The organism is Arthrobacter melezitosi, from assembly GCF_054511055.1.
This window is the reverse complement of record NZ_JBTNDJ010000001.1, coordinates 120,631-145,091: the sequence shown is the minus strand read 5'-3', so window position 1 is coordinate 145,091 and position 24,461 is coordinate 120,631. Positions and strand designations below refer to the sequence as shown.

The 24,461-nt window shown below is 69.4% G+C and carries 23 protein-coding genes and 1 riboswitch; of the genes, 11 read left to right on the top strand and 12 right to left on the bottom strand.

Going from position 1 to position 24,461, the window contains the following annotated elements; all coding sequences use genetic code 11:
• Window positions 1-46: 46 nt before the first annotated feature.
• From ACX80W_RS00730 to ACX80W_RS00710, 5 genes are all read right to left on the bottom strand, one after another.
• Window positions 47-1,024 (bottom strand): DnaJ C-terminal domain-containing protein, encoded by a 978-nt coding sequence (locus ACX80W_RS00730; RefSeq protein WP_459279513.1) that lies wholly within the window; start codon window positions 1,022-1,024, stop codon window positions 47-49.
• A gap of 169 nt (window positions 1,025-1,193) precedes the next feature.
• Window positions 1,194-1,874 carry a nucleotide exchange factor GrpE gene (locus tag ACX80W_RS00725; RefSeq protein WP_459279511.1) on the bottom strand — a complete coding sequence of 227 codons (681 nt, stop codon included), beginning with the start codon at window positions 1,872-1,874 and terminating at the stop codon, window positions 1,194-1,196.
• 2 nt (window positions 1,875-1,876) lie between these two features.
• Complete coding sequence (gene dnaK / locus ACX80W_RS00720; RefSeq protein WP_459279509.1) at window positions 1,877-3,739, bottom strand: molecular chaperone DnaK; 1,863 nt, start codon at window positions 3,737-3,739, stop codon at window positions 1,877-1,879.
• Between the two features lie 141 nt (window positions 3,740-3,880).
• The gene (locus ACX80W_RS00715; RefSeq protein WP_459279507.1) at window positions 3,881-4,729 is read right to left on the bottom strand and encodes an esterase/lipase family protein; all 849 of its coding nucleotides are present in this window, start codon (window positions 4,727-4,729) and stop codon (window positions 3,881-3,883) included.
• 374 nt (window positions 4,730-5,103) lie between these two features.
• A complete protein-coding gene (locus ACX80W_RS00710; protein ID WP_459279505.1) occupies window positions 5,104-7,281 on the bottom strand; it encodes an MMPL family transporter in 2,178 nt (725 codons plus the stop codon).
• Between the two features lie 102 nt (window positions 7,282-7,383).
• Between ACX80W_RS00710 and ACX80W_RS00705 the strand changes: the two genes are divergently transcribed.
• Genes ACX80W_RS00705 through ACX80W_RS00685 form a run of 5 tightly spaced genes read left to right on the top strand, consistent with a single transcriptional unit; the run spans window position 7,384 to window position 12,351 of the window.
• Window positions 7,384-7,881 (top strand): MarR family winged helix-turn-helix transcriptional regulator, encoded by a 498-nt coding sequence (locus ACX80W_RS00705; protein WP_459279503.1) that lies wholly within the window; start codon window positions 7,384-7,386, stop codon window positions 7,879-7,881.
• Window positions 7,878-8,675 carry a methyltransferase domain-containing protein gene (locus ACX80W_RS00700; RefSeq protein WP_459279501.1) on the top strand — a complete coding sequence of 266 codons (798 nt, stop codon included), beginning with the start codon at window positions 7,878-7,880 and terminating at the stop codon, window positions 8,673-8,675. The genes ACX80W_RS00705 and ACX80W_RS00700 overlap by 4 nt, the downstream gene beginning before the upstream one ends.
• 48 nt (window positions 8,676-8,723) lie before the next feature.
• A complete protein-coding gene (locus ACX80W_RS00695; RefSeq protein ID WP_459279499.1) occupies window positions 8,724-9,341 on the top strand; it encodes a LysE family transporter in 618 nt (205 codons plus the stop codon).
• Between the two features lie 45 nt (window positions 9,342-9,386).
• Window positions 9,387-11,447, top strand: coding sequence for a chorismate-binding protein (locus ACX80W_RS00690; RefSeq protein WP_459279497.1), 2,061 nt, complete (start codon window positions 9,387-9,389; stop codon window positions 11,445-11,447).
• A gap of 28 nt (window positions 11,448-11,475) precedes the next feature.
• The gene (locus ACX80W_RS00685) at window positions 11,476-12,351 is read left to right on the top strand and encodes an aminodeoxychorismate lyase (RefSeq protein WP_459279495.1); all 876 of its coding nucleotides are present in this window, start codon (window positions 11,476-11,478) and stop codon (window positions 12,349-12,351) included.
• Between the two features lie 746 nt (window positions 12,352-13,097).
• Here ACX80W_RS00685 and ACX80W_RS00680 read toward each other — a convergent pair.
• Entirely contained in the window at window positions 13,098-13,805 is a 708-nt protein-coding gene (locus tag ACX80W_RS00680) for a zinc metalloprotease (RefSeq protein ID WP_459279493.1), read from the bottom strand.
• Between the two features lie 724 nt (window positions 13,806-14,529).
• Between ACX80W_RS00680 and ACX80W_RS00675 the strand changes: the two genes are divergently transcribed.
• On the top strand, window positions 14,530-14,709 hold the full coding sequence (locus ACX80W_RS00675) for a hypothetical protein (RefSeq protein WP_459279491.1): 180 nt from the start codon (window positions 14,530-14,532) through the stop codon (window positions 14,707-14,709).
• A gap of 24 nt (window positions 14,710-14,733) precedes the next feature.
• Entirely contained in the window at window positions 14,734-14,982 is a 249-nt protein-coding gene (locus tag ACX80W_RS00670; protein WP_459279489.1) for a hypothetical protein, read from the top strand.
• Between the two features lie 54 nt (window positions 14,983-15,036).
• Here ACX80W_RS00670 and ACX80W_RS00665 read toward each other — a convergent pair whose 3' ends face one another.
• From ACX80W_RS00665 to ACX80W_RS00655, 3 genes are read right to left on the bottom strand one after another with little or no spacing between them, the layout of a single operon-like run.
• Window positions 15,037-15,834 carry an energy-coupling factor transporter transmembrane component T family protein gene (locus ACX80W_RS00665; protein ID WP_459279487.1) on the bottom strand — a complete coding sequence of 266 codons (798 nt, stop codon included), beginning with the start codon at window positions 15,832-15,834 and terminating at the stop codon, window positions 15,037-15,039.
• Complete coding sequence (locus ACX80W_RS00660) at window positions 15,831-17,345, bottom strand: ABC transporter ATP-binding protein (RefSeq protein ID WP_459279486.1); 1,515 nt, start codon at window positions 17,343-17,345, stop codon at window positions 15,831-15,833. Before ACX80W_RS00660 ends, ACX80W_RS00665 begins: the two co-directional genes overlap by 4 nt.
• Window positions 17,342-17,956, bottom strand: coding sequence for an ECF transporter S component (locus tag ACX80W_RS00655; RefSeq protein WP_459279484.1), 615 nt, complete (start codon window positions 17,954-17,956; stop codon window positions 17,342-17,344). The genes ACX80W_RS00660 and ACX80W_RS00655 overlap by 4 nt, the downstream gene beginning before the upstream one ends.
• A gap of 66 nt (window positions 17,957-18,022) precedes the next feature.
• Window positions 18,023-18,156, bottom strand: a riboswitch (TPP riboswitch).
• 121 nt (window positions 18,157-18,277) lie between these two features.
• Here ACX80W_RS00655 and ACX80W_RS00650 point away from each other — a divergent pair.
• On the top strand, window positions 18,278-18,538 hold the full coding sequence (locus ACX80W_RS00650) for a DUF4235 domain-containing protein (protein ID WP_459279482.1): 261 nt from the start codon (window positions 18,278-18,280) through the stop codon (window positions 18,536-18,538).
• A gap of 101 nt (window positions 18,539-18,639) precedes the next feature.
• Window positions 18,640-20,004, top strand: a complete 1,365-nt coding sequence (locus tag ACX80W_RS00645; protein WP_459280174.1) for an MFS transporter — start codon at window positions 18,640-18,642, stop codon at window positions 20,002-20,004.
• A gap of 227 nt (window positions 20,005-20,231) precedes the next feature.
• On the opposite strand, the gene ACX80W_RS00640 is transcribed toward ACX80W_RS00645, so the two are convergent.
• The 3 genes from ACX80W_RS00640 to ACX80W_RS00630 form a co-directional block, all read right to left on the bottom strand.
• A complete protein-coding gene (locus ACX80W_RS00640; RefSeq protein WP_459279480.1) occupies window positions 20,232-20,846 on the bottom strand; it encodes a putative endonuclease domain-containing protein in 615 nt (204 codons plus the stop codon).
• Window positions 20,847-21,569: 723 nt separating this feature from the next.
• Complete coding sequence (gene dcd / locus ACX80W_RS00635; protein ID WP_459279478.1) at window positions 21,570-22,145, bottom strand: dCTP deaminase; 576 nt, start codon at window positions 22,143-22,145, stop codon at window positions 21,570-21,572.
• A gap of 18 nt (window positions 22,146-22,163) precedes the next feature.
• A complete protein-coding gene (locus ACX80W_RS00630) occupies window positions 22,164-23,018 on the bottom strand; it encodes a tryptophan 2,3-dioxygenase (RefSeq protein WP_459279476.1) in 855 nt (284 codons plus the stop codon).
• Between the two features lie 112 nt (window positions 23,019-23,130).
• On the opposite strand from ACX80W_RS00630, the gene ACX80W_RS00625 reads away from it, so the two are divergent.
• A complete protein-coding gene (locus ACX80W_RS00625) occupies window positions 23,131-24,183 on the top strand; it encodes a M4 family metallopeptidase (RefSeq protein ID WP_459279474.1) in 1,053 nt (350 codons plus the stop codon).
• Window positions 24,180-24,458 (top strand): protealysin inhibitor emfourin, encoded by a 279-nt coding sequence (locus ACX80W_RS00620; RefSeq protein WP_459279472.1) that lies wholly within the window; start codon window positions 24,180-24,182, stop codon window positions 24,456-24,458. Before ACX80W_RS00625 ends, ACX80W_RS00620 begins: the two co-directional genes overlap by 4 nt.
• The last annotated feature ends 3 nt before the right edge of the window (window positions 24,459-24,461 follow it).

Below are 24,461 nucleotides of genomic sequence, written 5' to 3'. Positions count from 1 at the left end.
CGGTTGCCTCCTTCGGTGCCGTGCGGGCGGGCGGATGGTTGTGCGGTTAGAGCCGGGCCTTGGCGGCGAGGCCCGCGCGCGGATTGGCGTCGGCGGTCGCGGCAGCGAACGCCTCGACCGCGGCGGCGGCCTCCTTGGACAGGTTCTGGGGCACGACGACGTCGATCGTGACCAGCAGGTCTCCGGTGGCCTTCGGCGTGGAGACTCCGCGTCCCTTGAGCCGGAGGGTCCTGCCGGAGGGGGTCCCGGCGGGAACCTTCATCCGAACCAGGTCGCCGGTGATCGTGGGCACCTCGATCTGCGCGCCGAGGGCCGCCTCGGGGAACGTCACGGGCACGTGGACCTTGATATTGTCTCCGTCCCGCTCGAACAGCGGGTGGTCCTTCACATGCACGGTGACCATGAGGTCGCCGTTGCCCGCCGGGCCGGACTGGCCGCGGCCGCGGACGCGCACCTTCTGTCCGTCCTTGATGCCGGCCGGGATGCGGACGTCGATGACCTCTCCGGAGGGCTCGCGCAGGCCGATCGTCGTGCCCTTGATGGAGCCGGCGAAGGAAATGGTGGTGCTGGCGGTCCGGTCGGCGCCCTTGCGGGGCGGGGCGTCGAACCCGCCGCCGAATCCACCGGCGCCGCCGAACAGGTCGGCGAATTCGGGTGGCAGGTTGTTGTAGCTGTTGCCGCCGCGGGTGCGGGGCCCGGTGCTCTGGCCGAAGAGGTTCCCGAAGATGTCCTCGAAGCCGGCGCTGCCGCCCGGCCCCCCGGCGCCGGCCGCGGTGAAGCGGGCGCCGCCGCCCATGGCGCGAATGGCGTCGTACTGCTGGCGCTGCTCGGAGTCGGAGAGGACGGAGTAGGCCTCGGAGACGTCCTTGAACATGCGTTCGGACCCGGCGTCGCCCTGGTTCTGGTCAGGGTGGTGCTTGCGGGCGAGCTTGCGGTACGCCTTTTTGATGTCGGCGTCCGTCGCGTCCTTGGAGACACCGAGGATCTTGTAAAAATCCTTATCGACCCAATCCTGACTAGCCAATTGGAGTCTCCTTTCACTGCTTCTTAACGATGTAGGGAACAGTACCTGCAGGAGGCACTGCCGACGCTGGCCGGGTTCCCGGGGAAGGCGGCTTTAATACTTCCGGCGAGCTCTGCGAGCGGGAAGTTTCGTTGCCGCCGTCCGGGGACCCGGCCAGCATTGACGGAGCTTACTCCGGTACTGCGACGATCACTTGGGCCGCCCGCAGCACGCGGTCGCCCTTGCGGTAGCCGGCACGGAGCACCTGGCTGACGCTGTCGGCCTGGACCTCCGCGCTGGGCTGCTGGATGAGCGCCTCGTGGATGTTCGGGTCGAACGCCACGCCGGTCTCGTCGATGCGGGTCAGCTCGTACGCCTTGAGGGCGTTTTCGAACTTGCCCGCGATCGCCGCGAACGGCCCGTCGGCGAGGTCGCCGTGCTGCCGGGCGGCGTCGATGTCGTCGAGGACCGGCATCAGCGAGTTCAGGACGCCGATGACGGCCTGGTCGCGTGCAACGTCGCGGTCCCGCTCGACGCGGCGCCGGTAGTTGACGTACTCGGCCTGCAGCCGGAGCAGGTCGTTGCGCAGTTCGGCGATGACCTCCGTCACCGGCGCGTCTTCGCCCTCGCCGGCCTCGTTGAGGATGGCTTCGGCCTGCGCGAGCGCGTCGCCGTCGGCGGAGTCCGCGGCGGGCGGCGCCGGGGGCGCCGCCTCCGCGGCCGGGTCCCCGGACACCGGCTCGGCCGGTGCCGGGCCGCCGGCGTCGTTCTGCTGCCCACGGACGGCGCCCGTTTCAGGGTCGATCTTGCGGTTGTCCCGGAAGCTCACTGGCTCTGACTGGTGCTCTTCTTCATTTCCGTGGTGCGGCATGGTTACTTCTTTTCTTCGTCGACAACCTCGGCGTCAACGATGTCATCGTCGTCCGCCGGGGCCGGGCCGGATCCGTCTGCCGATGCGCCGGGGCCGCTCTGTCCGTCCTGCTGGGCGGAGGCGTAGATAGCCTCGCCGAGCTTGGACTGGGAGGCCTGCAGCTTCTCGAACGCGCTCTTCACCTCGGCGTCGTTGTCCTGGGACTCGAGCGCCTTCTTCAGGGCGTCGACATCGGCCTGGACCTCGGTCTTCACTTCCTCGGGCAGCTTGTCCGAGTTGTCGGCGATGAGCTTGTCGACGGAGTAGGCGAGCTGCTCGGCGGCGTTGCGGGTGTCCGCTGCCTCGCGGCGGGCCTTGTCCTCGGCTGCGTGCTCCTCGGCCTCGCGGACCATGCGGTCGATGTCCTCCTTGGAGAGGGAGGATCCACCGGTGATGGTCATCGACTGCTCGGTGCCGGTGCCCTTGTCCTTGGCGGAGACGTGGACGATGCCGTTGGCGTCGATGTCGAAGGTGACCTCGACCTGCGGGACCCCGCGCGGGGCCGGTGCGATGCCGGTCAGCTCGAAGGTGCCCAGCGGCTTGTTGTCGCGGGTGAACTCGCGCTCGCCCTGGAAGACCTGGATCGCCACGGACGGCTGGTTGTCGTCGGCGGTGGTGAAGGTCTCGGACCGCTTGGTCGGGATGGCGGTGTTGCGCTCGATGAGCTTGGTCATCATGCCGCCCTTGGTCTCGATGCCGAGGGAGAGCGGGGTGACGTCGATGAGCAGGACGTCCTTGCGCTCGCCCTTCAGCACACCGGCCTGGAGTGCGGCGCCGACGGCGACGACCTCATCGGGGTTGACGCCCTTGTTGGGCTCCTTGCCGCCGGCGAGTTCCTTGACCAGTTCGGACACCGCGGGCATGCGGGTCGAGCCGCCGACCAGGATGATGTGGTTGATGTCGGAGACCTTGATGCCGGCCTCGGAGATTACATCGTGGAACGGCTTCTTCGTGCGGTCCAGCAGGTCCTTGGTGAGGTCCTGGAACTTGGCGCGGGAGAGGTGCTCGTCGAGGTGCACCGGGCCCTCCGGGGTGACGGAGAGGTACTGCAGGGAGATGTTGGTGGAGGTGGCCGAGGAGAGTTCCTTCTTGGCCTGCTCCGCTGCTTCCTTCAGGCGCTGCAGGGCGATCTTGTCCTTGGACAGGTCGGCACCCTTGGCCTTGGCCTGGGCGAGCAGGAAGTCGACGACGCGCTGGTCCCAGTCGTCACCGCCGAGGCGGTTGTCGCCGGCGGTGGAGCGGACCTGGATGGTGGAGAACTGGTCCTCGTCCTTGCCGACTTCGAGCAGGGAGACGTCGAAGGTTCCGCCGCCGAGGTCGAACACGAGGATGAGCTCGTCTTCCTTGCCCTTGTCCAGGCCGTAGGCGAGGGCCGCGGCGGTGGGCTCATTGACGATGCGCAGCACCTTCAGGCCCGCGATCTCGCCGGCCTCCTTGGTGGCCTGGCGCTCGGCGTCATTGAAGTACGCCGGAACGGTGATGACGGCGTCGGTCACCTTCTCGCCGAGGTAGGACTCGGCGTCGGTCTTCAGCTTCTGCAGGATGCGGGCCGAGATCTCCTGGGCGGTGTACTTCTTGTCGTCGACGGGAATCGACCAGTCGGTGCCCATGTGGCGCTTGACGGAGGCGATGGTGCGGTCGATGTTGTTGACCGCCTGGCGCTTGGCGATTTCGCCGACCAGGACTTCGCCGGCCTTGGAGAACGCGACGATCGACGGCGTGGTGCGGGCGCCCTCGGCGTTGGCGATGACCGTGGGCTCGCCGCCTTCGAGAACTGAAACAACAGAGTTGGTGGTTCCGAGGTCAATGCCTACTGCACGTGACATGCAAGTTTCCTTTCGACAGCCCGGGATTTGCTGGGCGCTCAACCGCCGGGCACGTAGATTGAGCGTTCTGCACTCAACTGTACTCCGTGCTGGCTTGGAGTCAAACCAAAGTTGAGCCTGTATTACTCAACTTCGTAACGCTCAGAAACATTCCGGCCGGTACGCGGGACTTGCCGGACCCTTGGAGGCGAGGGCATGGCTTACCAGCTGATGCACCACCGGGTCATTCGGTGCCTGGTCGTGCTCGATCGGATCGAGCGGGCACTTGTCCTGAATGGTGATGTTGGTGACCTGCCGGGCCGGCCCGCTCAGGAACTGGCTTGGATAGGGGGTGACCACCTCGTCGTATTTGGTTGAGATCACGGTGTAGGCCGGGCCGTTCACCGTGTCGCCGATCGAGTTCAGCGTTGTGAGGAACGCCGAGCCCGCCTCCTGGTCCGCGCACGCCTGGCAGAAGAAACCGGAGTCTCCGGGACCCAGGGGCACCTCGTCGGGCGTCGGGGCGATCACGCCCTCGGTCCCGTGGTTCGAGGGCGCAATGCCGACGAGGTGGTTCACCTTCTTCGCCCCACCCAGGAAGCCGAGGTAGTACCGCGGCATCATTCCGCCCTGGCTGTGGCCGACGATGTCCACCTTCTGCGCCCCCGTCGCGCGCAGCACCTCGTCGACGAACGAGGCGAGCTCCCCGGCCGAATCGGCAATTGGGCCGGTGGCATTGACTCCGTTGGTGGTGCCGTAATTGAGGGCGAAGACGCAGTAGCCCTCGGCGGCGAGGCGGGGCGACAGCGTCGACCAGTTCTTCGCCATGCTTTCGAAAGTGCCGGGAACCAGCACGACGGGCCGGGGGTGTGCGGCACTGGGCCTGCAGGACCAGTCATTGGCGCCGGGCGGGGCAATCTCGAGGATATCGGCCGAGGCAGGGGCTCCCCCGGTCAGGCTCGTGGCGGCAAGCGCTACGGCAGCGAGGGCGGTTCGGAAGCGGAAGGACATCGCGTGAGACCTCTTCGTATCAGTCTGGGCCCCGGAGGGCATTGGACTCCGCCAACACTAAGCGTGCTTATCAGTTCGGGCAAGGGGGCGGACCGCCGCTGCACTTCTGCCCACTGGTCAGCCCTGATCGGTGGGCATGTTCAGATATGCCCATTGATCGCACGTCGTCAGTGGGCAGAAGTGGCGGGAAGGACGCTCCGGATTGCGCCCGCCCACTGACCGACCTCGTTCAATGGGCAGAAACGACGGGAACGACGCTCCGGAATGCAACTGCCCACTGACCGGCGTGGTTCAGTGGGCAGAAGCGGCGGAGACGACGCTCCGGATGAGCCCCGCGACCCGGAAAGCGCTGCTCCCCTGGGCCGCCGCGTGCCCTACGCGCGGTGGGCGGCGACCTCGCGGTGCTCGTGCTCCCCGGCGTCCGGCCCGTCCGCCCGGTGGGCCGATACCTGGCCCCTGCCGAGGGCCGAGGGCCACCAGATGCGCCGGCCCAGGTCGTAGGCCAGCGCCGGCACCAGCAGCGACCGGACCAGGATGGTGTCAAGCAGCACGCCGAAGGCCACGATGAAGGCGATCTGGGCCAGGAACAGGATCGGGATAACGCCCAGGGCCGCGAAGGTCGCCGCGAGCACCACCCCCGCGGAGGTGATGACGCCGCCGGTCACGCCGAGCCCGCGCAGGATCCCCGGCCGGGTGCCGAGCCGCAGCGATTCCTCCCGGACCCGGGTCATGAGGAAGATGTTGTAGTCAACGCCCAGCGCCACGAGGAAGACGAATCCGAAGAGCGGCACGGAGGCGTCGGCCCCCTCGAAGCCGAGCAGGTTGTTGAACACCAGCGCCGAGACGCCCAGGGCCGTCGCATAGGAGAGCACGACGCTGAGGATCAGCAGCACCGGCGCCACGACGGCGCGCAGCAGCAGCATCAGGACGACGAGGATGACGGCGAGGACGATGGGGATGATCTTGCCCAGATCGGCGAGCGCCGTGTCGTTGGTGTCGACGGCGATCGCGGTGACGCCCCCGACCAGCGAATCGGGGCTCTGCCGCTCCAACTCGGCGCGGAGGTCGCGCACCACGTTCTCGGCGTCCTCGGAATCGGCCTGGAACTCCAGCGTCCCGCTGATCAGGACCCGGCCCTCGTTCACCTCGGTGGCGCCGGAGGGGTCGGTGGCGAAGGCCGCCTCGGAGATGCCGGGGGTGTCCCCGACGATGCCCAGGACCCGGTCCGAGTCCTCCTCTGGGGCGATGACGGCGATCGGGCTGCCGGCGCCGGCGTCGAAGTGGCGGCCCAGGGCCTCCTGCCCGTCGACGGCGTTCGAGGAGGTGAGGATCAGCTCGGACTGCGGCACGCCGCTGGCCTGCAGCTGGGTAAGCCCGAGCGCCCCGGCGCCGAGGACCAGCAGGGAGCCGATCCAGACGGCGCGGTACCGCCGTGCCACCAGGACGGCGACCGCCCGCCACAGCCCCCGCAGGCCCTCGGTACCGGCCGGCCCACCGGCCGCGGGATTCCGGGAACCCGTCCCCACCTTGGGCCGCAGCGGCCAGAAGGCGGCACGGCCGAAGATCAGCAGCAGGGCCGGGAGCAGGCTCAGCGCCGCGGCCAGGGAGAAGACGATCCCGATGGCGGCGATGGGCCCTAGGCTGCGGTTCGAGTTGAGGTCGGAGAAGAGCAGGCAGAGCAGGCCCAGGATGACGGTCGCCGCGGAGGCCGCGATCGGCTCCACCGACCCGCGGTAGGCCCGCTTCATGGCCTCCCAGGTGGACTGCACCTCCCCCAGGCTTTCCCGGAAACGGGCCACCAGCAGCAGCGCGTAGTCGGTCGCCGCGCCGATCACCAGGATGGAGAGGATGCCCTGGCTCTGCCCGCTGAGCTGGATCCAGTCCCACTTGGCGAAGGCGAACACCACGAGGATGGAGGTGGCCAGGGCGAACACCGAGGTCAGCAGCACGAGGAACGGCAGCACCAGGGAGCGGTAGACGCCGAGCAGGATGAGGAACACGCAGCCAAGCGCCACGCCCAGGAGGATCCCGTCGATGCCGCCGAACGCACTGACCAGGTCGGCCGTGAACCCGGCCGGCCCGGTGACGTATCCGGTGGCGCCGTCGGGCAGTTCCGAATTGAGCACCTCGCGCAGCTCGGCGACCACCTCGCCCAGCTCGGCGTCGGCCGAGACGAAGGCCAGGTACTGCACGGCCCTGAGGTCCTCCGAGGGGATGGGCCCGATGACGGCGGGGCCGCCGCCCGCGGGCGCCTCGAGTCCGTCGACCCCGGCAAGCCGCCCGGCCACCTCGGCGTAGGCGCCCAGTTCACGCGGCGGAATGTCCTGCGTCGATTCGGCCAGGAGAACCGCCGGCACCGCGTCGGAATCCCGGAACTGCTCCTCGAATTCACCGGCCGCCGTCGACTCGGCGCTTGCCGGCAGGAAGGCCGCCTGGTCGTTGCTTGAGACCTCCTCGAGCCGGCCGAAGGTGGGGCCGCCGAAGCCGGCGCCGACCAGCCAGATCAGGACAATGACGGCCGGGAGCAGGACGCGCAGCCAGGTGCTTTTCATGGTGGGGCCTCTCGGGAAGATTCTCTCTGCGGTCGAGTATATCCATGATGGAGATAAATGGGGAGGGGGCCTAGAGTATTAGGAAGGAAGCGAGGTGCGACAGTGGGCAAGGACAACAGGGCGGCCATCCTGGCGCTCCTTCAGCAGTTCACCGCGGAGACCGAACGCTATGTCGACGTCGTCAGCGCCAAGGATGCCCTGCACCGCACCGACCTCCACGCCCTCGGCATCCTCGTCGGGGCGGCCCGGTCGGGAACGACGGTCACCCCGGGCATGCTGCGCGAGGAACTGAACCTCAGCTCCCCCGCCACGACGGCCCTGATCGACCGGCTGACGACGGCCGGGCACGTCACCCGGGCCCGCAGCGACGTCGACCGCCGGCAGGTGCACCTGGAGATGACGGAGAAGGCGCAGGCGGCGGGAAACCGCCTCTTCGCCCCCCTCGCCCAGCACATCTCGCAGGCGCTGAAGGAGTTCAGCGAGGATGAACTCGCGCTGCTGAGCACCATGCTGCAGCGCATCACTGCGGCAACCATTGCGGCGAAGAATGACGCCGGGAAGCTGCCCGGACCGGATCCGCGGGCTACCCTCGGACCATGAACAGCGAGGTGTACTCCCACGGCCACCACCCCAGCGTCACCCAGGCACACGCCGCCCGCACCCTGGCGGATTCCGGCGCCTATCTGATCGGTCACCTGCGCCCGGGCATGGAGGTCCTCGACGTGGGCTGCGGGCCCGGGAGCATTACGGCCGACCTGGCGCGCGCCGTCGCCCCCGGCACGGTGACCGGCCTGGACCGCTCGCCCGAGGTGGTGGCCGAGGCCGCAGGCCTCACCGCGGACCTGCCCAACGTGCGCTTCTCGACGGGAAACGTCTATGACCTCGACTTCCCCGATGAAACCTTCGATCTGGTCCACGCCCACCAGGTCCTGCACCACCTCGCCGATCCGGTGGCGGCCCTGCGCGAGATGCGCCGGGTCGCCCGCCCCGGCGGGCTCGTGGCGGTGCGCGACGCCGACTACGCCGCCATGAGCTGGTTTCCGCAGCTCCCCGAGCTCGACGAGTGGATGGAGCTCTACCAGCGGATCGCCCGGGGCAACGGTGCCGAGCCCGACGCCGGACGCCGGCTCCTCGGCTGGGCGCAGGACGCCGGCTTCGAGGACATTGAGATTTCCTCCTCGAACTGGATCTACGCCACCGACGAGCGCCGCCGGGCGCACTCGGAGTCCTGGGCCGCACGGGTGCTTCACTCGGCGTTCGCCGAGCAGGCGCTGGAACGCGGGCTGGCCGACCTGGACGACCTCGAACGCATCTCCGCCGGATGGCTCGCCTGGGGGCGGGCCCCGGAGGCCACCTTCCTCCTGCCGAGCACGGAGATCCTCGCCCGGTCCTGACCCCGGGCGCGGGCCGGACCAGCGGCGGCCAGGAATTACTATGAACAGGTGAACCCCTCGGTCTGGCTTGCGCTCCTGGGCGCCGGCACCCTCATCAGCTTCACCCCCGGCGCCGGCGCGGTGAACACCATGAGCAACGCCCTGACCGTCGGCTTCCGGCGGGCCCTCTGGGGCATCGCCGGCCAGCAGGCCGCGCTCCTGATCCATATCGCCGTCGTTGCGGCCGGCGTCGGACTGCTCGTCGCGAGTTCCCCGGTGGCCTTCGGCATCATCCGGTACGCGGGCGCCGCCTACCTCGTCTACCTCGGCGTGCGGAAGTTCCTGGCCGCACCTGAGCCGGTGGAGGCCGGCGAGGCCCGCCGGCGGGAGGGCCCGGCGTCGATGTTCCGGCGCGGGCTGTGGGTGAACCTGCTCAACCCGAAGGCGGTCGTCTTCTTCCTGGCCTTCATTCCCCAGTTCATCCGGCCCGATGAGCCCCTGCTCGGCCAGTACGGCGTCCTGGCGGGCACGGTGGTGGCCATCGACGTCCTGGTGATGTGGTTCTTCTATGCCGCGGCAGCGCGCTCCTTCCAGCGGTACACGCGCGGCCACCGCGGGCAGAGGACCCTCAACCGGGTGTTCGGCTCCCTCTTCGTCACCGTGGGCGTGCTGCTTGCCTTCGCCTGACGCTCCCTCCGGCACCCCGACCAGCCCAACCCGACGGAAGTAGCGATGGAAGCCTCCACCGGCCGCGCCGGCGCCCCCCTCATCCTCGCCGTCGACGGCCGCTCCGGCGCGGGCAAGACCACCCTGGCCGTGGAACTGGCTGCGCTGCTGCGTGAACACCACCGGGTGAGCCTGTTCCACCTCGAGGAGATCTACCCCGGCTGGGACGGGCTCGCCGAGGGCCTGGCCCGTTATGTGGAAACCGTCCTGCGTCCCCTGGCCGCCGGCGGTGCCGCCACCTGGCAGGCCTGGGACTGGGAACACGGCACCGAGGGGCCGCTGCGGCGGACCGAACCGGCCGAAATCGTCATCCTTGAGGGGGTGGGGGCCTCCTGCGCCGCGGCGCGGGCCTACCTCGACGCCGCCCTCTGGGTCGAGGCGCCCGACGACATCCGCCGCAACAGCGCCCTCACCCGGGACGGCGACACCTTCGCCCCGTTCTGGCAGCGCTGGGCCGACCAGGAACTCACCTGGCTGCGCCAGGACGATCCGGCCGGCAGCGCGGACCTGCTCGTCGAAGGCCACCGCGGCCGGGGCACCCCCCACCAGGTGCGGCTGGCCCTGTCCGGGCTGCCCCGGTGGGCCGCGCCGATGTCCCCCGAGCGGGCGGGCCGCCGCGGCCTGCAGGTCACCGCGGAGCGCCTTGAGTTCGAGCCCTCCACGCCGGCGCTGTTCGCGGCGCTGTACGGCGGGTCGGCGTCGGCCGTGTGGCTCGACAGCTCCGACGCCGGGCGGACCGCCGCCCCGGAGCGCAGCCGGTTCACCATCCTCGCCGACGACGGCGGCCGGTACGGCCAGTCGGTCCGGCACCGCGCCGGCCTCACCGAGGTCACCGCCGGGGCCGTCACCGCCCGCATCTCCGGGCCGTTCTTCCGCTGGCTCGACGGCGTCTGGGGCCGCGGCAGCATGCGCGCCCCCGCCGGCTACGACTGCGGGTTCGCCCTCGGCTGGCTGGGCTACCTCGGCTATGAACTCAAGCGGGAGACCGGAGGGACCTCCTTGCCGGCGGCCCCGCTTCCGGACGCGGCCCTGCTCTTCGCCGGACGCGCCGTCGTCGTCGACCACCAGCAGCGGTGCACGTTCCTCCTCACCCTCGGCGACGGCACGGCCGACCCCGAGGCCGGGCGCTGGCTCGAGGCCGCCCGCGCGGCGGTGCTCGGCGCCGCGCCGCCCGCCGGCCCCGGGGTGCCGGTGCCCGGGCCGGCCCGCCCGGCTCCGGCCTTCACCGCCCGGGACACCCGCCCTGGGTACCTCGAAAAGATCCGGGAAGCGCAGGCCGAGATCGGCGAGGGAAACACCTACGAGGTCTGCCTCACCACGGCGCTGGAGGCCCGGCTCGAGGGCGCCGTCGACCCGCTGCCGCTGTACCTGGCGCTGCGGGAGGCCAACCCGGCGCCGTTCGCCCACCTGCTGCGCTTCCCCGGCGCCGCGCTCGCCAGCACCTCCCCCGAGCGTTTCCTGCGGCTCGGCGCGGACGGCTCCCTGCGCGCCGAACCGATCAAGGGAACCCGGCGCCGCTCCGCCGACCCGGCCGAGGACGAAGCCCTCCGGGAGGACCTCGCAGCGTCCCTGAAGGACCGGGCGGAGAACATCATGATCGTCGACCTGCTGCGCAACGACCTCTCGCACTTCGCCGTCCCCGGCACCGTGACGGTCAGCCGACTGTGCGCCATTGAAAGCTACGCCACCGTCCACCAGATGGTCAGCACCATCGACGCCCGGCTGCGGCCGGGATCCTCCCGGGCGGAGGCGGTCTCCGCTGCCTTCCCCGCCGGGTCGATGACCGGCGCGCCGAAGATCAGCACCATGGCGCTCCTCGACCGCCTCGAGGGGGCCCCGCGCGGCGCCTACTCGGGGGCGGCCGGGTACTTCTCCCTGACCGGAGCTGCCGATCTCGCCGTCGTGATCCGCACCCTGGTGCTCGAGGAGGACGGCGGCACCACCCGCGCCTCCCTCGGCGTCGGAGGGGCGATCACCGCCGACTCGGTGCCCGGGGAGGAATGGGAGGAAGTGCGCACCAAGGCCTTCGGCGTGCTGTCCGCGCTCGGATCCCGGTTCCCGGACTGAGGCCGGCCCCGGTGGTTATGCTGGCGGCATGACAGTTCTGGTGTTCCTTGATTCGGCCTTCGAGCACGGCCGCGTCGTCGATGCGTCCGCGCCCCAGCTCATGGCCACCGACCAGGGCGCGACGCGCGGCGACGGCGTCTTCGAGTCCCTCCTCGCGGTCGATGGACGCGTCCGCAAGGAACAGGCGCACCTGGCGCGGCTGGCGTCATCGGCGGAGGCCCTCCGCCTGGCGATCCCTCCGGCCGAGGCGTGGAGCCGGGCCATCCGCACCGCGCTCACCGAATACGGTGCCGCCGCACCCGGCCGGCCCGAGGCCGTGGTGAAGCTTCTGGCCACCCGCGGGGTCGAGGGCACCGGGCCCACCGCCTGGGTGCAGGTCTCCCCGGTCCCGGAGGCCACCCGCAGGCAGCGGGAGACCGGCATCTCGGTGCTGCTGCTCGACCGCGGCTACGACAGCACCGTCGCGCAGCGGGCCCCCTGGCTGCTGCTGGGCGCCAAGACCCTCTCCTACGCCGTGAACATGGCCGCCATCCGGTACGCGAAGGAACACGGCGCCGACGACGTCATCTTCACCTCCTCCGACGGGAAGGTCCTCGAGGGGCCCACCTCCACGGTGCTGACCGCCCGCCGGCGGGACGGCGTCAAGACGCTCGTGACGCCGCAGCTGGAGAGCGGAATCCTGCCCGGAACCTCCCAGGGGGCGCTGTTCTCGGCGGCCTCCGAGGCCGGCTGGCAGCTGGGCTACGGCCCGCTGGAGCCGAAGGACCTGTTGGAGGCCGACGCCGTCTGGCTGATTTCCAGCATCCGCCTGCTGACGCCGGTGACCGCGATCGACGGCGCGGAGATCGCCACGGCGCCGGACCTCACCGCCGAACTCGCAGCCCTGGTCGACCGGTTCCTCTGACCGGGTGGGACACCAGCACCTAATACGTCGAATGACGATGCCGGATAGCAAGGATGCCATTTAGTGCTGCAAAAGTGCCGCCACTTAGTGCTGTGGATTCACATTAGGGGAGCGGAGGCCCTGTAGTCGACCACGTCAGCCTGGCTCACAAAGCTTGTGTTTTTCAAGACAGCAACTGAACGGAATACCACCCGGTTCGGTATGCCGCTTGTCGCTCTCAAAGAACCAAGAGGCATATGCCGTCTCCCTATATTGGGGAGGACAACATCCCACCTCCGGATCATCATCTTTCAAGGGCCGTGAATAGTGTGGTGTGCCGTTTGTGCAGTGGGCGCCGACGGCGTAGGACCGGAGAGTTGTTCGCGTGCGATAGTCCTAAGGTGCCTGAGGCAAATGCACTCCGGCGGAGGATCATGGATAGCGTGATCTGGCCCCAGGCCGAGGATGGGAAACAGTGCCGGCTCAACCCCCCCTGGTCATCGACGCACAGCTTGCCACTATTGGCCGCTAGCGGCGATCCGATCCCGGCACGCTGTCCGTCCCGCGCGTCCGGGATTCCCTGCCCGGACTGGTACACAGAGCACCAGGACGGGCCTAAAGACGTCAGCAACAACGGCTACGTGCAGGGCGTTGTCGTTGCGCAGTCACCGATGCCCTACAGTCGCTATTGCGCCGATTAAGCGCGGGAAACAGGCTTCCCAAGCAGCACTTTCCGGCCTTGAACCAGTAGGTTTTACCCCGCTCAACTAAGCACATTCATAGACGAGGGCCTCCGGTTCTGCCGGCTCTGTTCCGTTGAGCGCCCAGGCCCAAATGTATGCCAAGGCATCGACATTGCACTGTGAGATCGGGACCCTGCCGGAGTCATCGTTCCACCCGTAGCCCATGACGTCGGTGACAGACTCATACAGATTCGTGGTGTGCCCTAATCCAAGGGCGTGGCCGATCTCGTGGAGCGCGAGGCTGTAGGTGTACGAAGTAGGTGCTACTGGATCGATGGTTGTATACCGGCCGCGGGGTCCGATGTAGCCCACTTGGAGGTTGCATCCGGAGGGATTGCATACGGCCATTCCGCCATGGTGTGCACCTCCCGCATTGGGAACGAGGTTAATCACAATATCTATTTGAGCGCGCTTACTTGGCACGACCGGTACGTAATTGAGTGTCACTGCGCCTCCAAGACAGTCCTGGAGGGTCTGCTGCCACGTCTCAACAGCTTGCTCGACGGCAGTGAATTGGGCCGGATCGACTTTGGAAGTAGCTGTGATACCTATGGTGAGCTCTGTCGTGCTCCACCAAAAGGCCTGTGCGGGAAGGTAAAGGCCATCCGCGTCGGAAACGGGTCGGCTGCACGTGGCGTCCGGCCCGGCCGTCTCCACACCATAGGCCGGCGACGCCAGCGGCAAACTGACCAAGAGGCCGCCAGTTAAAAGCATTGCAAGAAGCCGTTTCATGCTCGCCTCCTCAGGGGAGACGATGCCGCATTGGCTCCGGAAGACAGATGGGTGGGTGTCGAATTCGAGATCAGGGCATCGCACGCTAGCTTCGTATGCATTTGATTCCTCCGAAGGAGATGTGGATTTATCCTCATCGAGACCCTGCGACCATGATAGGCCCGTCCGCCCCAACCCTCCAGTGCCCTTTGACTCAGACAGCGCAAGGGCCATCCGGGCCCCCTCGATCGGGTCAGCCGTTTATGCCGGCGGGACCGGACCCGATACCGTTCTGGCAGTGGAACAACCAGCGTCCAGGACGATCACCTAGATGAATCCACACGACACTGATCCTGAGAAGGCCGGCGGGTTCGCGGTCGCGCCGGTCTATGACGTACCGTGCGCCCTGGTGTACGGGATGATTCGATGGCCCTGAGCATGACAGGCCGGACCAAGGGTCTCAAGGCCCGGCGTTGGGCGGAGTTCGCGAGGCCATCAGCCTGTCGGAGCGGGCCGCCGCCTTGGCGGCCGTGGACCTGGGTGCCCTGCCGTTCGAGGGCTCTCCGCTATACGGGGTGGAGCGGGAACTGCGCCATCGACGTGCAGCGCTGGAGGCGCGAGGCCGGAAGCTTTTGCCGTAAAGCCGTCCACCACCTTAGGAAGCTCCATTGGATCCCGCACCCAAAGGCTGGCTTGAGAACATGTTGGACGCGGCGTCCAGCTGTGCGTACCGCTCGTACTGTCGGTGTCGGTATTTTCGCCCCTGCGGCAGTCGACCGGATTCTGGCCCGCCGTGGCCATCGTCATTGCCGCCACGATCGCAGCCTTCCTGCTCGTCGAGGTGCTCGTGCGGCCGGCCAGGAGACGACGGATGGCGCTGGACGCCGACCAGGGATTGTTCGAATGCGCCCACCGCAGGAGCTGATCGGCACTCGGCGGGAAATGGACCGTGGGGTACGCAAAGGCAGAGCCGGGCAGGCTGCTGCTCCAAGCGAAGACAGGTTTCAGCGGCAAACTCGCCGGCCCGGTCGAGGTCTATCCCGAGCCCCGGCTCGTCGACCGGGCGGTGAAAGCTCCATGGTCGGTGATCCCCAACGGGCGCGCCGTCGTGTTGATCTCGAACAGGGGCGGCGTCGAACTGCTTGCCTCGCCGTCGGGCCTGGAGCTGCTCACCGAGCGGACCCTGCACGGCGGCTGACCCGGGCTGGTCCTGTTGGAGACCCGTCCCTGGGAACACCTCCCGCGGGACGCCTCAGGTCAGGACCAGGTTCCAGGTGCCCGCCGCCACGGCGGCGGTGATGGCCGCCGCCGCGAGCGCGGCGCCGGCTAGGGCAACCCAGATATCGACGGCGCTGAAGGTGCTCTGCCTCGCCCAGGTCCGCGGCCCGGCGCCGAAGCCGCGGGCCTCCATCGCCACGGCGAGCCGGGTGGCCCGGCGGATTGCCTGCACCAGCAGCCCGAAGGACTGCCCCAGGAAGTCCCGCAGGCGGGCGGCCGGACTTCCGTCGGGTCCTGCGCCGCGGGCATGGCGGGCCAGGGAAAGCATGCGCCACTGATCGAGCAGGAGCCCGGCGAGCCGCATCGCGGCCAGCGCGCCCAGGACGAACCGGTGCGGCAGGTGAAGCTTCTGCGCCAGGGCGTCGGCGAGGTCGGTGGGGTCGGTCGAGACCAGTAGGAAGATCCCGGGCAGGGCCACGGCCACCCCCCGCAGGGCCACCGCAAGGCCCGCGCCCACCGAGCCCTCGGTGAACAGGAAGGGCCCCGCCTCGAGCAGCACCCGTCCCGTCTTCTCGGCCAGCAGCGCGGTGCCGTACCCGCCGACCGCCGCCGCAACCAGCAGCGGCCAGATCCGCAGGAGAAGCCTCCGGGGGCCGACCCTGAGCAGGGGAATCAGCAGGAGCTCACCGGCGAGCGCGACGGCGGCGCTGACCCAGTCGATGCTCAGCAGAACGGCGACCGTGAGGATGCCCGCGGCGAACAGCTTGGAGAGCGGGTTCGCCCGCCGCAGCACCGTCCCGCTGAGCGCGGGCGTGAGCAGGTCGGCGCTCATGCCGCCGCCGTCAGCCCGGCCCGGCCGGCGCTCACCTCGAGGATGCCCCCGCCGAGGGCGCGGGTGAAGTCGTCGTCGTGCGTCACCGAGACCACGCTGCGGCCCTCCGCCACGAGTTCGCCCAGCAGGCCTACGAGTTCGGCCCAGGTTCCGGCGTCCTGGCCGAAGGTGGGCTCGTCCAACACCAGCACCGCGGGCCGGGTGGCGAGCACCGTTGCCACGGACAACCGCCGCTTCTCCCCGCCGGAGAGCGTGAACGGGTTGGCGCTCAGCAGGTGGGTCAGCCGCAGCCGCTCGGCCAGCGCCTCGATCCGGGGCCGGTACTCCGCGGAGGGGACCCGGGCCGCGCGCGGCCCGAACTCAAGCTCGGCCGCGACGCTGCCGGTCAGGAACTGGTGCTCCGGATCCTGGAAGACCGAGCCGATGCGCTGCACCAGCTCGGCCGAGCGCCACCGCGCGGGGTCGGCCCCGGCGCCGCGGGCAAGGACGTCCGCGGCAGCGACGGTGCCGGCGCGGGCCCGCAGCAGCCCGGCGAGGGTCAGCGCCAGGGTCGACTTGCCCGACCCGTTGGACCCCACGATGCTCAACGCCGAGCCCTCCTTCAGGGACAGCTGGACGCCCTCGAGGACCGCCGGGCCCCTCCGGGTGCGGGCCACGGCCAGGCCGCGGGCGGCCAGCAGTTCCGCCCGCCGCGCTCCGGCAACCTCGGCCGGTGGCGCTGCGGAGCCGGACGACGCCGGGACCGGACGCCAGCCGGGGATCCACACCCCGGCCCGGGCGAGCACCGCGCGGGTGGCCGGGTCGGTCAGCACCGCGGCGGGCGGTCCGTCGGCGAGCACGCCGCCGCCGGCGCCGAGGACCACCACGCGGTCGACGACGTCGGCCCACACCGCCACGCGGTGCTCCACAACGACCAGGGTCGCCCTCGTCCGGTCCAAGGTGCGTACGACGGCGTCGCGCACCTCGGTGACGCCCCGGGCGTCGAGGTTGGCCGTCGGCTCGTCAAGCAGCAGCAGGCCCGGTTGCATGGCGAGCACCGCGGCGAGGGCGAGCCGTTGCTTCTGGCCGCCGGAGAGCGCGGAGGTGGGCCGGTCCAGCGGAACGTCGAGTGCGACGTCGTCGAGGGCCTCCCGGACCCGCCGCCAGATCTCGGGGCGCGGCACGGAGAGGTTCTCCGCCCCGAAGGCCACCTCGTCGCCGACCCGGGCGAGCACGATCTGGGAGTCCGGATCCTGCAGCACGAGCCCGGCCCGGCCGCGGCGGGCGGCGGGTTGTTCGCCGTCGAGCAGGATCGTTCCCTCCTGCTCGCCCTCCTCGGCATCGCCCAGGACGCCGGCGAGCGCGGCGAGCAGGGTCGACTTGCCCGACCCGGAGGCGCCGAGGAGCAGCACCCGTTCGCCGGGCTCGATGCGCAGGTCGATGCCCCGCACGGCGAAGCCGGGACGCCCGGCATGCCGCCACCCCCACCCCGCGGCGGAGACGGTGACCGGAGCGGTGGAGGCCTGGGTCACCGTTCGGCCGAGCGTCCGGCGGCGAAGGAGGAAAGCACCCCGGTCCTGGCCAGGCCGCGCACGGCGAGCCAGGACAGGAGCCCGGCGATGACCACACCGGAGGCCGCGGCGAACAGCACGTAGAACAGCTGGTACTCCACGGCCCACAGGGAGTTGTAGAGGGCGTTCTCGCTGACGGCCAGGGCGATACCGGAGCCGAGGCCGGCGAGCAGCGCCACGCCGAGGTTCCACTTCCGGTACAGGAAGAGCAGGAACACCAGTTCCGCGCCGAGGCCCTGGAGGAAGCCCGAGAGCAGCACCGACAGCCCGAACTGGGTGCCGAGCAGCGCCGAGACGGCGGCGGCGAGGACCTCGCAGTAGATGGCGGCGCCCGGTTTGCGGATGATCAGGCCGCCAAGCACGCCGGCGATCAGCCAGCCGCCGGTGTAAAGACCCGTCAGCGGGGGGAAGACACTGGTCAGCAGCACAATGCCGCTGTAGCCGGCGGACCAAGCGAAGAAGACGACGCCGACGGCCACGGCGAGGACCGAGGCGACGACGATGTCGACGACGCGCCATTCGAGCCGACGCCGGGATGGGGTGGTGCCGGGAGTGGCCTTGGTGAAAGCCATGGTGGAATCCTCCTGGGGTCCAGGAGGGGAGGGCGCTCCGCGAACGGCGCGTGCGCCGGCTGCGTTCGCCCTGAGAACTCGACTCCCTTCGCCGGTACTAACCGGATCAGGTTCGAGGGTCTGCGGTGTTCCGCACTCTCAGCGCCCGGTCCCGTCGGCAGCCTAAGCTGCGTTCGGACGGCGCTCCCCTGTCGTATGTTTGCGCCACCGAGTCTACACCCGGGCTTCCGGGCGCTACCACGCCGCGGCGGCCCCGGCCGTGCCGCCCGGGCCGGGCACCGCTAGGCTTGGTTGGAGCACCAGCCAACCGAAGGAGACGCAATGAATCTGCTGATTAAACTGCTCGGTACCGGGATGGGCCTCGGCGCCGGCGTCGTCGCCAGCAAGCTCGTCGACTTCCTGTGGGAGAAGATCACCGGGGAGGCCTCGCCGAAGGGCACCGAGGGACTCGAGAACACCGTTCGTTCGGCCCTTGTCTTCGCCCTGATCTCCGGTGCCGTGCGGACCACCATCCAGGTGTTCACCAACCGCACCATGCAGAAGGCGATCGAGCGGTTCGAGAAGACCCGCGACCTCACCTGAGCCGGCGTTCGGCGGCATCCAAACCCGCCGGACGCGCCGCAGGGGCGTGCGGGTGACACGCCGGTAGCATTCACCCTATGACCAAGGACCAGCAGCTGCCGATGCCCGTCAAGAGTGCTGCGCCCGCCCCGTCGAACCGTCCCACCCCGATCCTGTCGCGGCAGGTTCTGTCCTGGGCCTCGTGGGACTGGGGGTCCGCGGCCTTCAACGCGGTGATGACGACCTTCGTCTTCACCGTCTACCTGACCTCCGATGCCTTCGGCGGGGAGGAACGGGCCTCCTCGACCCTGGGGTGGGGACTCGCCGCCGCCGGCCTGCTCATCGCGCTCCTCGCCCCGGTCACCGGCCAGCGATCGGACAACGGGGGCCGGCGCAAGCTCTGGCTCGGCGTGAACAGCCTGATCGTCGCGGTGCTCACCGGTCTTTGCTTCTTCGTCTTTCCCCGGCCCGAGCTGCTTCTCCTGGGCGTGGCGCTGATCGCCGCCGCGAACATCTTCTTCGAGTTCGCCGGCGTCAACTACAACGCGATGCTCTCCCAGATCTCCACCCCGGCGAGTGTGGGCCGGATCAGCGGCTTCGGCTGGGCGATGGGGTATGTCGGGGGCATCATCGCCCTGGTCATCGTCCTTGTCGCCTTCGTGCAGCCGGTCGTCGACTGGCCCGGGTCCTCGACCGAGGACGCCCTGAACATCCGGCTGGTCGCCGTCTTTTCGGCCCTGTGGTTCCTGGCCTTCGCGGTGCCCGTCATGATCTCGGTGCCGGAGGTGCCCCGCCGGCCGGCGGTGGCACAGCTTGGATTCTTCGCCTCCTACGGGCTGCTGATCCGGCGCGTGAAGGCCATCTACCGGACCAGCCCGCACACCATCTTCTTCCTGCTGGCCAGCGCGGTCTTCCGCGACGGCCTGGCCGCCGTCTTCACCTTCGGCGGGATCATCGCGGCCGGCACCTTCGGCTTCGAACTGAGCCAGGTCATCGTCTTCGCCATCGCCGGCAACGTGATCGCGGCGCTCGGCGCCGTCGTCGGAGGTTACTTCGACGACCGGGTGGGGCCCAAGCGGGTGATCGCCGCCTCCCTGATCGGACTGCTGGCCGCAGGCTCGGCCGTCCTGGTCCTGGGCGCCGAAACGTATTCCGTCCTTGGCATCGAGTGGACCGGCGACATCACCTTCTGGGTGTTCGGCCTCCTGCTGACCCTCTTCGTCGGACCGGCCCAGGCCTCCTCGCGGGCCTACCTGGCCCGGCTCGCCCCCGAGGGCGGGGAGGGCGAACTGTTCGGGCTCTACGCCACGACCGGACGTGCGGTCAGCTTCCTCGCCCCGGCCCTGTTCGCCCTGTCGATCAGCATCTTCGGGGCGCAGCGGTACGGCATCCTAGGGATCCTCGCCGTGCTGCTGGCCGGGCTGCTCCTGCTGCTGCCGGTGAAGCCTCCGGCACAGGTGGCTCCTGCCGTCGTGCCGGGGCTGTGAGGCGCCGGAGTCCCCAGCTCCCGGGATTGGCCGAGACTGCACCTCACCACGCTCCGCGGGACCCCACCTCCGCCGAGACTGCACCTCACCACGCTCCGCGGGACCCCACCTCCGCCGAGACTGCACCTCACCACGCTTAGAAGTGCCCATAACGTGGTGATCTGCAGTTTCAACTGAGAATGAGCGCCGACTGCCGCCCTCATGGAACGGCCGCCCTGGATTTCCAGTCACGCGACCATGCAGCGTCCGTCCCAACCGTTGTGCAGCAGGGCGTCCCGCACCTTCGCCAACGCCGCTGCCGAACCGAAGGCGTCCATCAGGCGGGCGGTGATGACGACCTGTGTCCATCCGGCGCGTACCGTCGCTTCATTGCGCGCGATATCCAACTCCCGCCGTTCCCGCTCAAAGTGGTGTGCGCCGTCGTACTGGATGGCGACCTTGTAATTCGGGTACGCAAGATCTGGCCATACGACGTGACCACCGGATTCGTCGGTGATGACCCACCCCAGCACAGGTTCCGGAAGCCCCGCCCGGGCGAGGGCAAGACGAAGCGCGGTTTCCGGGGCGGAGTCACATCCCACCCGGACCAGCGGCAATGCCTCCCGCGCAGTGCGCACTCCCCGCGACCGTCGGTGGCTCGTCAGCATCTGCGACAACTCTTCGACCGATGCCAGGGCCGCCCGCTCCTCCGCGAAAATCCTGTTGTTCCGGTTCACCACGTGGTCCCCGGCCGCCACGAGCGCGTCGAGCCGGAGAAGCTGCGCAAGGTCGAACCACGTCCGGGCCGGGGTGGTGACCGGAATGCCCCGAAGCGTGGTTTGGTCGGCCCAGTGCAGCGTCATTGAATGTCCGCGCACGCCCTTCCGGCGCGGACCCGGCTTCCCGTGCCGGCAGATAAGGTGGACGGCGAGATCATGCTCGGGTGGCAGGGGCATTCCCCACAGGCGGGCAGCCGTAGTGAAACCGGCAACAGCTCCGGGTGTGACGGCGAGCAGTGGCCTCAGCGTGTCGGCGAGCGGCTGCCCGGTCTCCCACGGAACCCTGATGCCCCGGCTTGGAGTGGTGAGGTCAGAGGATTCGGTCCGTCGCCGCGACACGCCGGTCCGCCGTGCCTCCTCAAGAGTAAACGAGCGGCCGGCGAGGGCCCGCGGCAGGGGTTGTGGAGAGCGCATGCAGCCAGTGTCGGGAGAATGCGGGGGCCACCCATGCCGGATCCGCGCTATGTGGATGCCGGGAGAGGGCCCCAGCGCCCGTGCTCTCCACCGAAACTGCAGATCACCACGCTTCACACGCCCCGGAAGGTGGTTATCTGCACACTCGGCGGAAGGAGGGCGAAGCCGAGCGCCCGTGCTCGCCACCGAAACTGCAGATCACCACGCTTCACACGCCCCGGAAGGTGGTTATCTGCACACTCGGCGGAAGGAGGGCGAATCCGAGCGCCCGTGCTCGCCACCGAAACTGCAGATCACCACGCTTCACACGCCCCGGAAGGTGGTTATCTGCACACTCGGCGGAAGGAGGGGTGAAGGGAGGGGCGGAGCGGGCGGAGGGAGAAGGCTAGGACGCTAGATGGCGGTCCGGTGGAAGTTCAGGTGGCTGCGCGACGCCGTCGGGCCGCGCTGGCCCTGGTACCGGTTGCCGTACCGGCCCGATCCGTAGGCGTGCTCCGCCGGCGAGGTCAGCCGGAAGAAGCACAGCTGGCCGATCTTCGAGCCCGGCCACAGCTTGATCGGCAGGGTCGCCATGTTGGAGAGCTCGAGCGTGACGTGGCCCGAGAATCCGGGATCGATGAACCCCGCCGTCGAGTGCGTCAGCAGGCCGAGACGCCCGAGCGAGGACTTGCCCTCGAGCCGCGCCGCGACGTCGTCCGGCAGCGTCACCTTTTCGTAGGTCGCCCCGAGCACGAACTCCCCCGGGTGCAGGATGAACGGCTCGTCCGGGGCCACCTCGACGAGCCGGGTCAGGTCCGGCTGGTCCTCGGAGGGGTCGATGTGGGCGTACTTGTGGTTGTCGAACAACCGGAAAAACCGGTCGATCCGTACATCGACACTCGATGGCTGAACCATCGCCGGGTCGTAGGGATCCAGCTCGATGCGGGAAGCGGAAATTTCGGCACGGATATCACGGTCGGAGAACAGCACGCTACAAAACTACAGGAGTCAGCGGCCGATCTCGGTGCGCACGGCGAACAGCTCCGGGAAGAAGGTCAGTTCGAGGGCGCGCTGCAGGAAGCCGACACCGGAGGAGCCGCCGGTGCCCTGCTTGAAGCCGATGGTGCGGGCCACCGTCTTCAGGTGCCGGAACCGCCACAGCTGGAAATTGTCCTCAAGGTCCACGAGCTCCTCGCACGCCTCGTACACATCCCAGTGCTCGGACGCGTTCTCGTACACCGTCTTATAGACCTCGACGAGCGCGGGGGCGAAGACGTGGGCGGTGCTGACATCCCGGTGCAGCAGCTCCTCCGGGACGGCATAGCCGCGCCGGGCCAGGTAGGCGATGAACTCGTCGTAGATGCTGCTCTGGGTGAGCAGCTCCGCCAGCAGCGAGTGGGCTGCCTCATCGTCGGCGAAGACCGCGAGCATGGCCTCGTTCTTGTTGCCCAGCAGGAACTCCACGGCGCGGTACTGGTAGGACTGGAAGCCGCTCGCGGCGCCGAGGTCGCCGCGGAACTCGGCGTACTCCGAGGGCGTCAGGGTGGCCAGGACGGACCACTGTTCGGTGAGGGAGCGCTGGATGTGCTTGATCCGGGCGATGCCCTTCATGGCGGCACGCAGGTCGTCGGCCTGCAGGAACCGGCGGACCGCCCGCAGTTCGTGCAGGACGAGCTTGAGCCACAGTTCGGAGGTCTGGTGCTGGATGATGAACAGCATCTCGTCGTGGTGCTCCGGGCTGCTGACCGGCTGCTGCGCCGCCAGCAGCAGGTCAAGGCGCAGGTAGGAGCCGTAGCTCATCTTCCCGGCAAAGTCGCGTTCGATTCCGGCCTCGAGGCTGCGGGTGTTCTTCTCGACACTCATGGCTACACAGTACGGCCAGCCCTCCCGGTCGCCACGGCCCGCGGGCGGGTGTCGGCGGGTCGTTGATGGCCGTCGGCGGCGGGGTCTAGGTTGGGATCAACCGAGGAGGCCCATGCACCCGCATCCGCACTGCAGCATCGTCCCGCCCCACCTGCTGGCCCACCTGGCGGCGGTCGACGACCCCCGGCACGCGGTGGCGGCCCGTGCCGCCCGCAGGGCCCTCGTGCAGCTTGACCCCCTGCTCGCCGGCCGGGCGGAGGCCTTCGCCGCGCCGCTCCCCCCGCGCACCGCGGTGGGCCGGCCGCTGGAGCGGCGGATCTCCGACGCCGGGGGACGCGAAATCCTGCCCGGCACGCTGGTGCGCGGCGAGGGCGACGGCGCGACAGGGGACGCGGCGGCCGATGAAGCCTATGACGGCCTCGGCGCCACCGATGCCCTCTTCCGGAAGGTCTACGACCGGGCCTCCATCGACGGCGCCGGCCTGCCCCTGGCCGCAACCGTGCATTACGGGGAGCAGTACGACAACGCGTTCTGGGACGGCGAACGCATGGTGTTCGGCGACGGGGACGGCGACGTTTTCGGCCGGTTCACCGCCTCGCTGACGGTGATCAGCCACGAACTGACCCACGGGTTCACCCAGTACTCGACGAACCTCGTGTACGAGGGCCAGTCCGGGGCGCTCAACGAATCGCTCTCCGATGTCTTCGGCGTGCTCGTCGAGCAGCACCACCTCAAGCAGACGGTGGAGGAGGCCAACTGGCTCGTGGGGCAGGGCGTCTTCACCGACCAGGTGCAGGGTGCGGCCCTGCGCTCCCTGGCCGCCCCCGGCACCGCCTACGACGACGACGTGCTGGGCAAAGACCCCCAGCCCGCCACCATGTCAGGCTTCGTCACGACCACCTCGGACAACGGCGGGGTCCACATCAACTCGGGCATCCCCAACCACGCCTTCTACCTCACGGCCCAGCGCCTGGGCGGCTTCGCCTGGGAACGGGCCGGCCGGATCTGGTTCGACGCCGCGGTCGGCGGCGGCGTCCAGGCCAACAGCGGGTTCCGGGTCTTCGCCGACGTCACCCGGGAGGCGGCGCGCACGAGGTTCGGGACGGGCTCGGAGGAGTACGAAGCGGTGAGGCAGGCGTGGGCGCAGGTGGAGGTGACCGGGTGAGGATCGAGATTTCCCGCTCCGGGGGCTTCGCCGGCCTGACCCGGACCTGGACCCTGGAGGTCAGCCCGGACGAGGCCGAGGAACGATGGCTTCCGCTGGCGCACCAGGCGGCGGCGGCCCCCGGAGCGGACCCGTCCGGACGGGAGCGGGACCAGCGCGACCGTTACGTCTATCACATCGTCATCGGCTACCAGGAGGTGACCCTGCCAGAAAGCCGGCTGGACGAGCCGTGGAAGGAACTGATCGACCGGGCCCGCAGGGGCACCACCGGCTGAGCC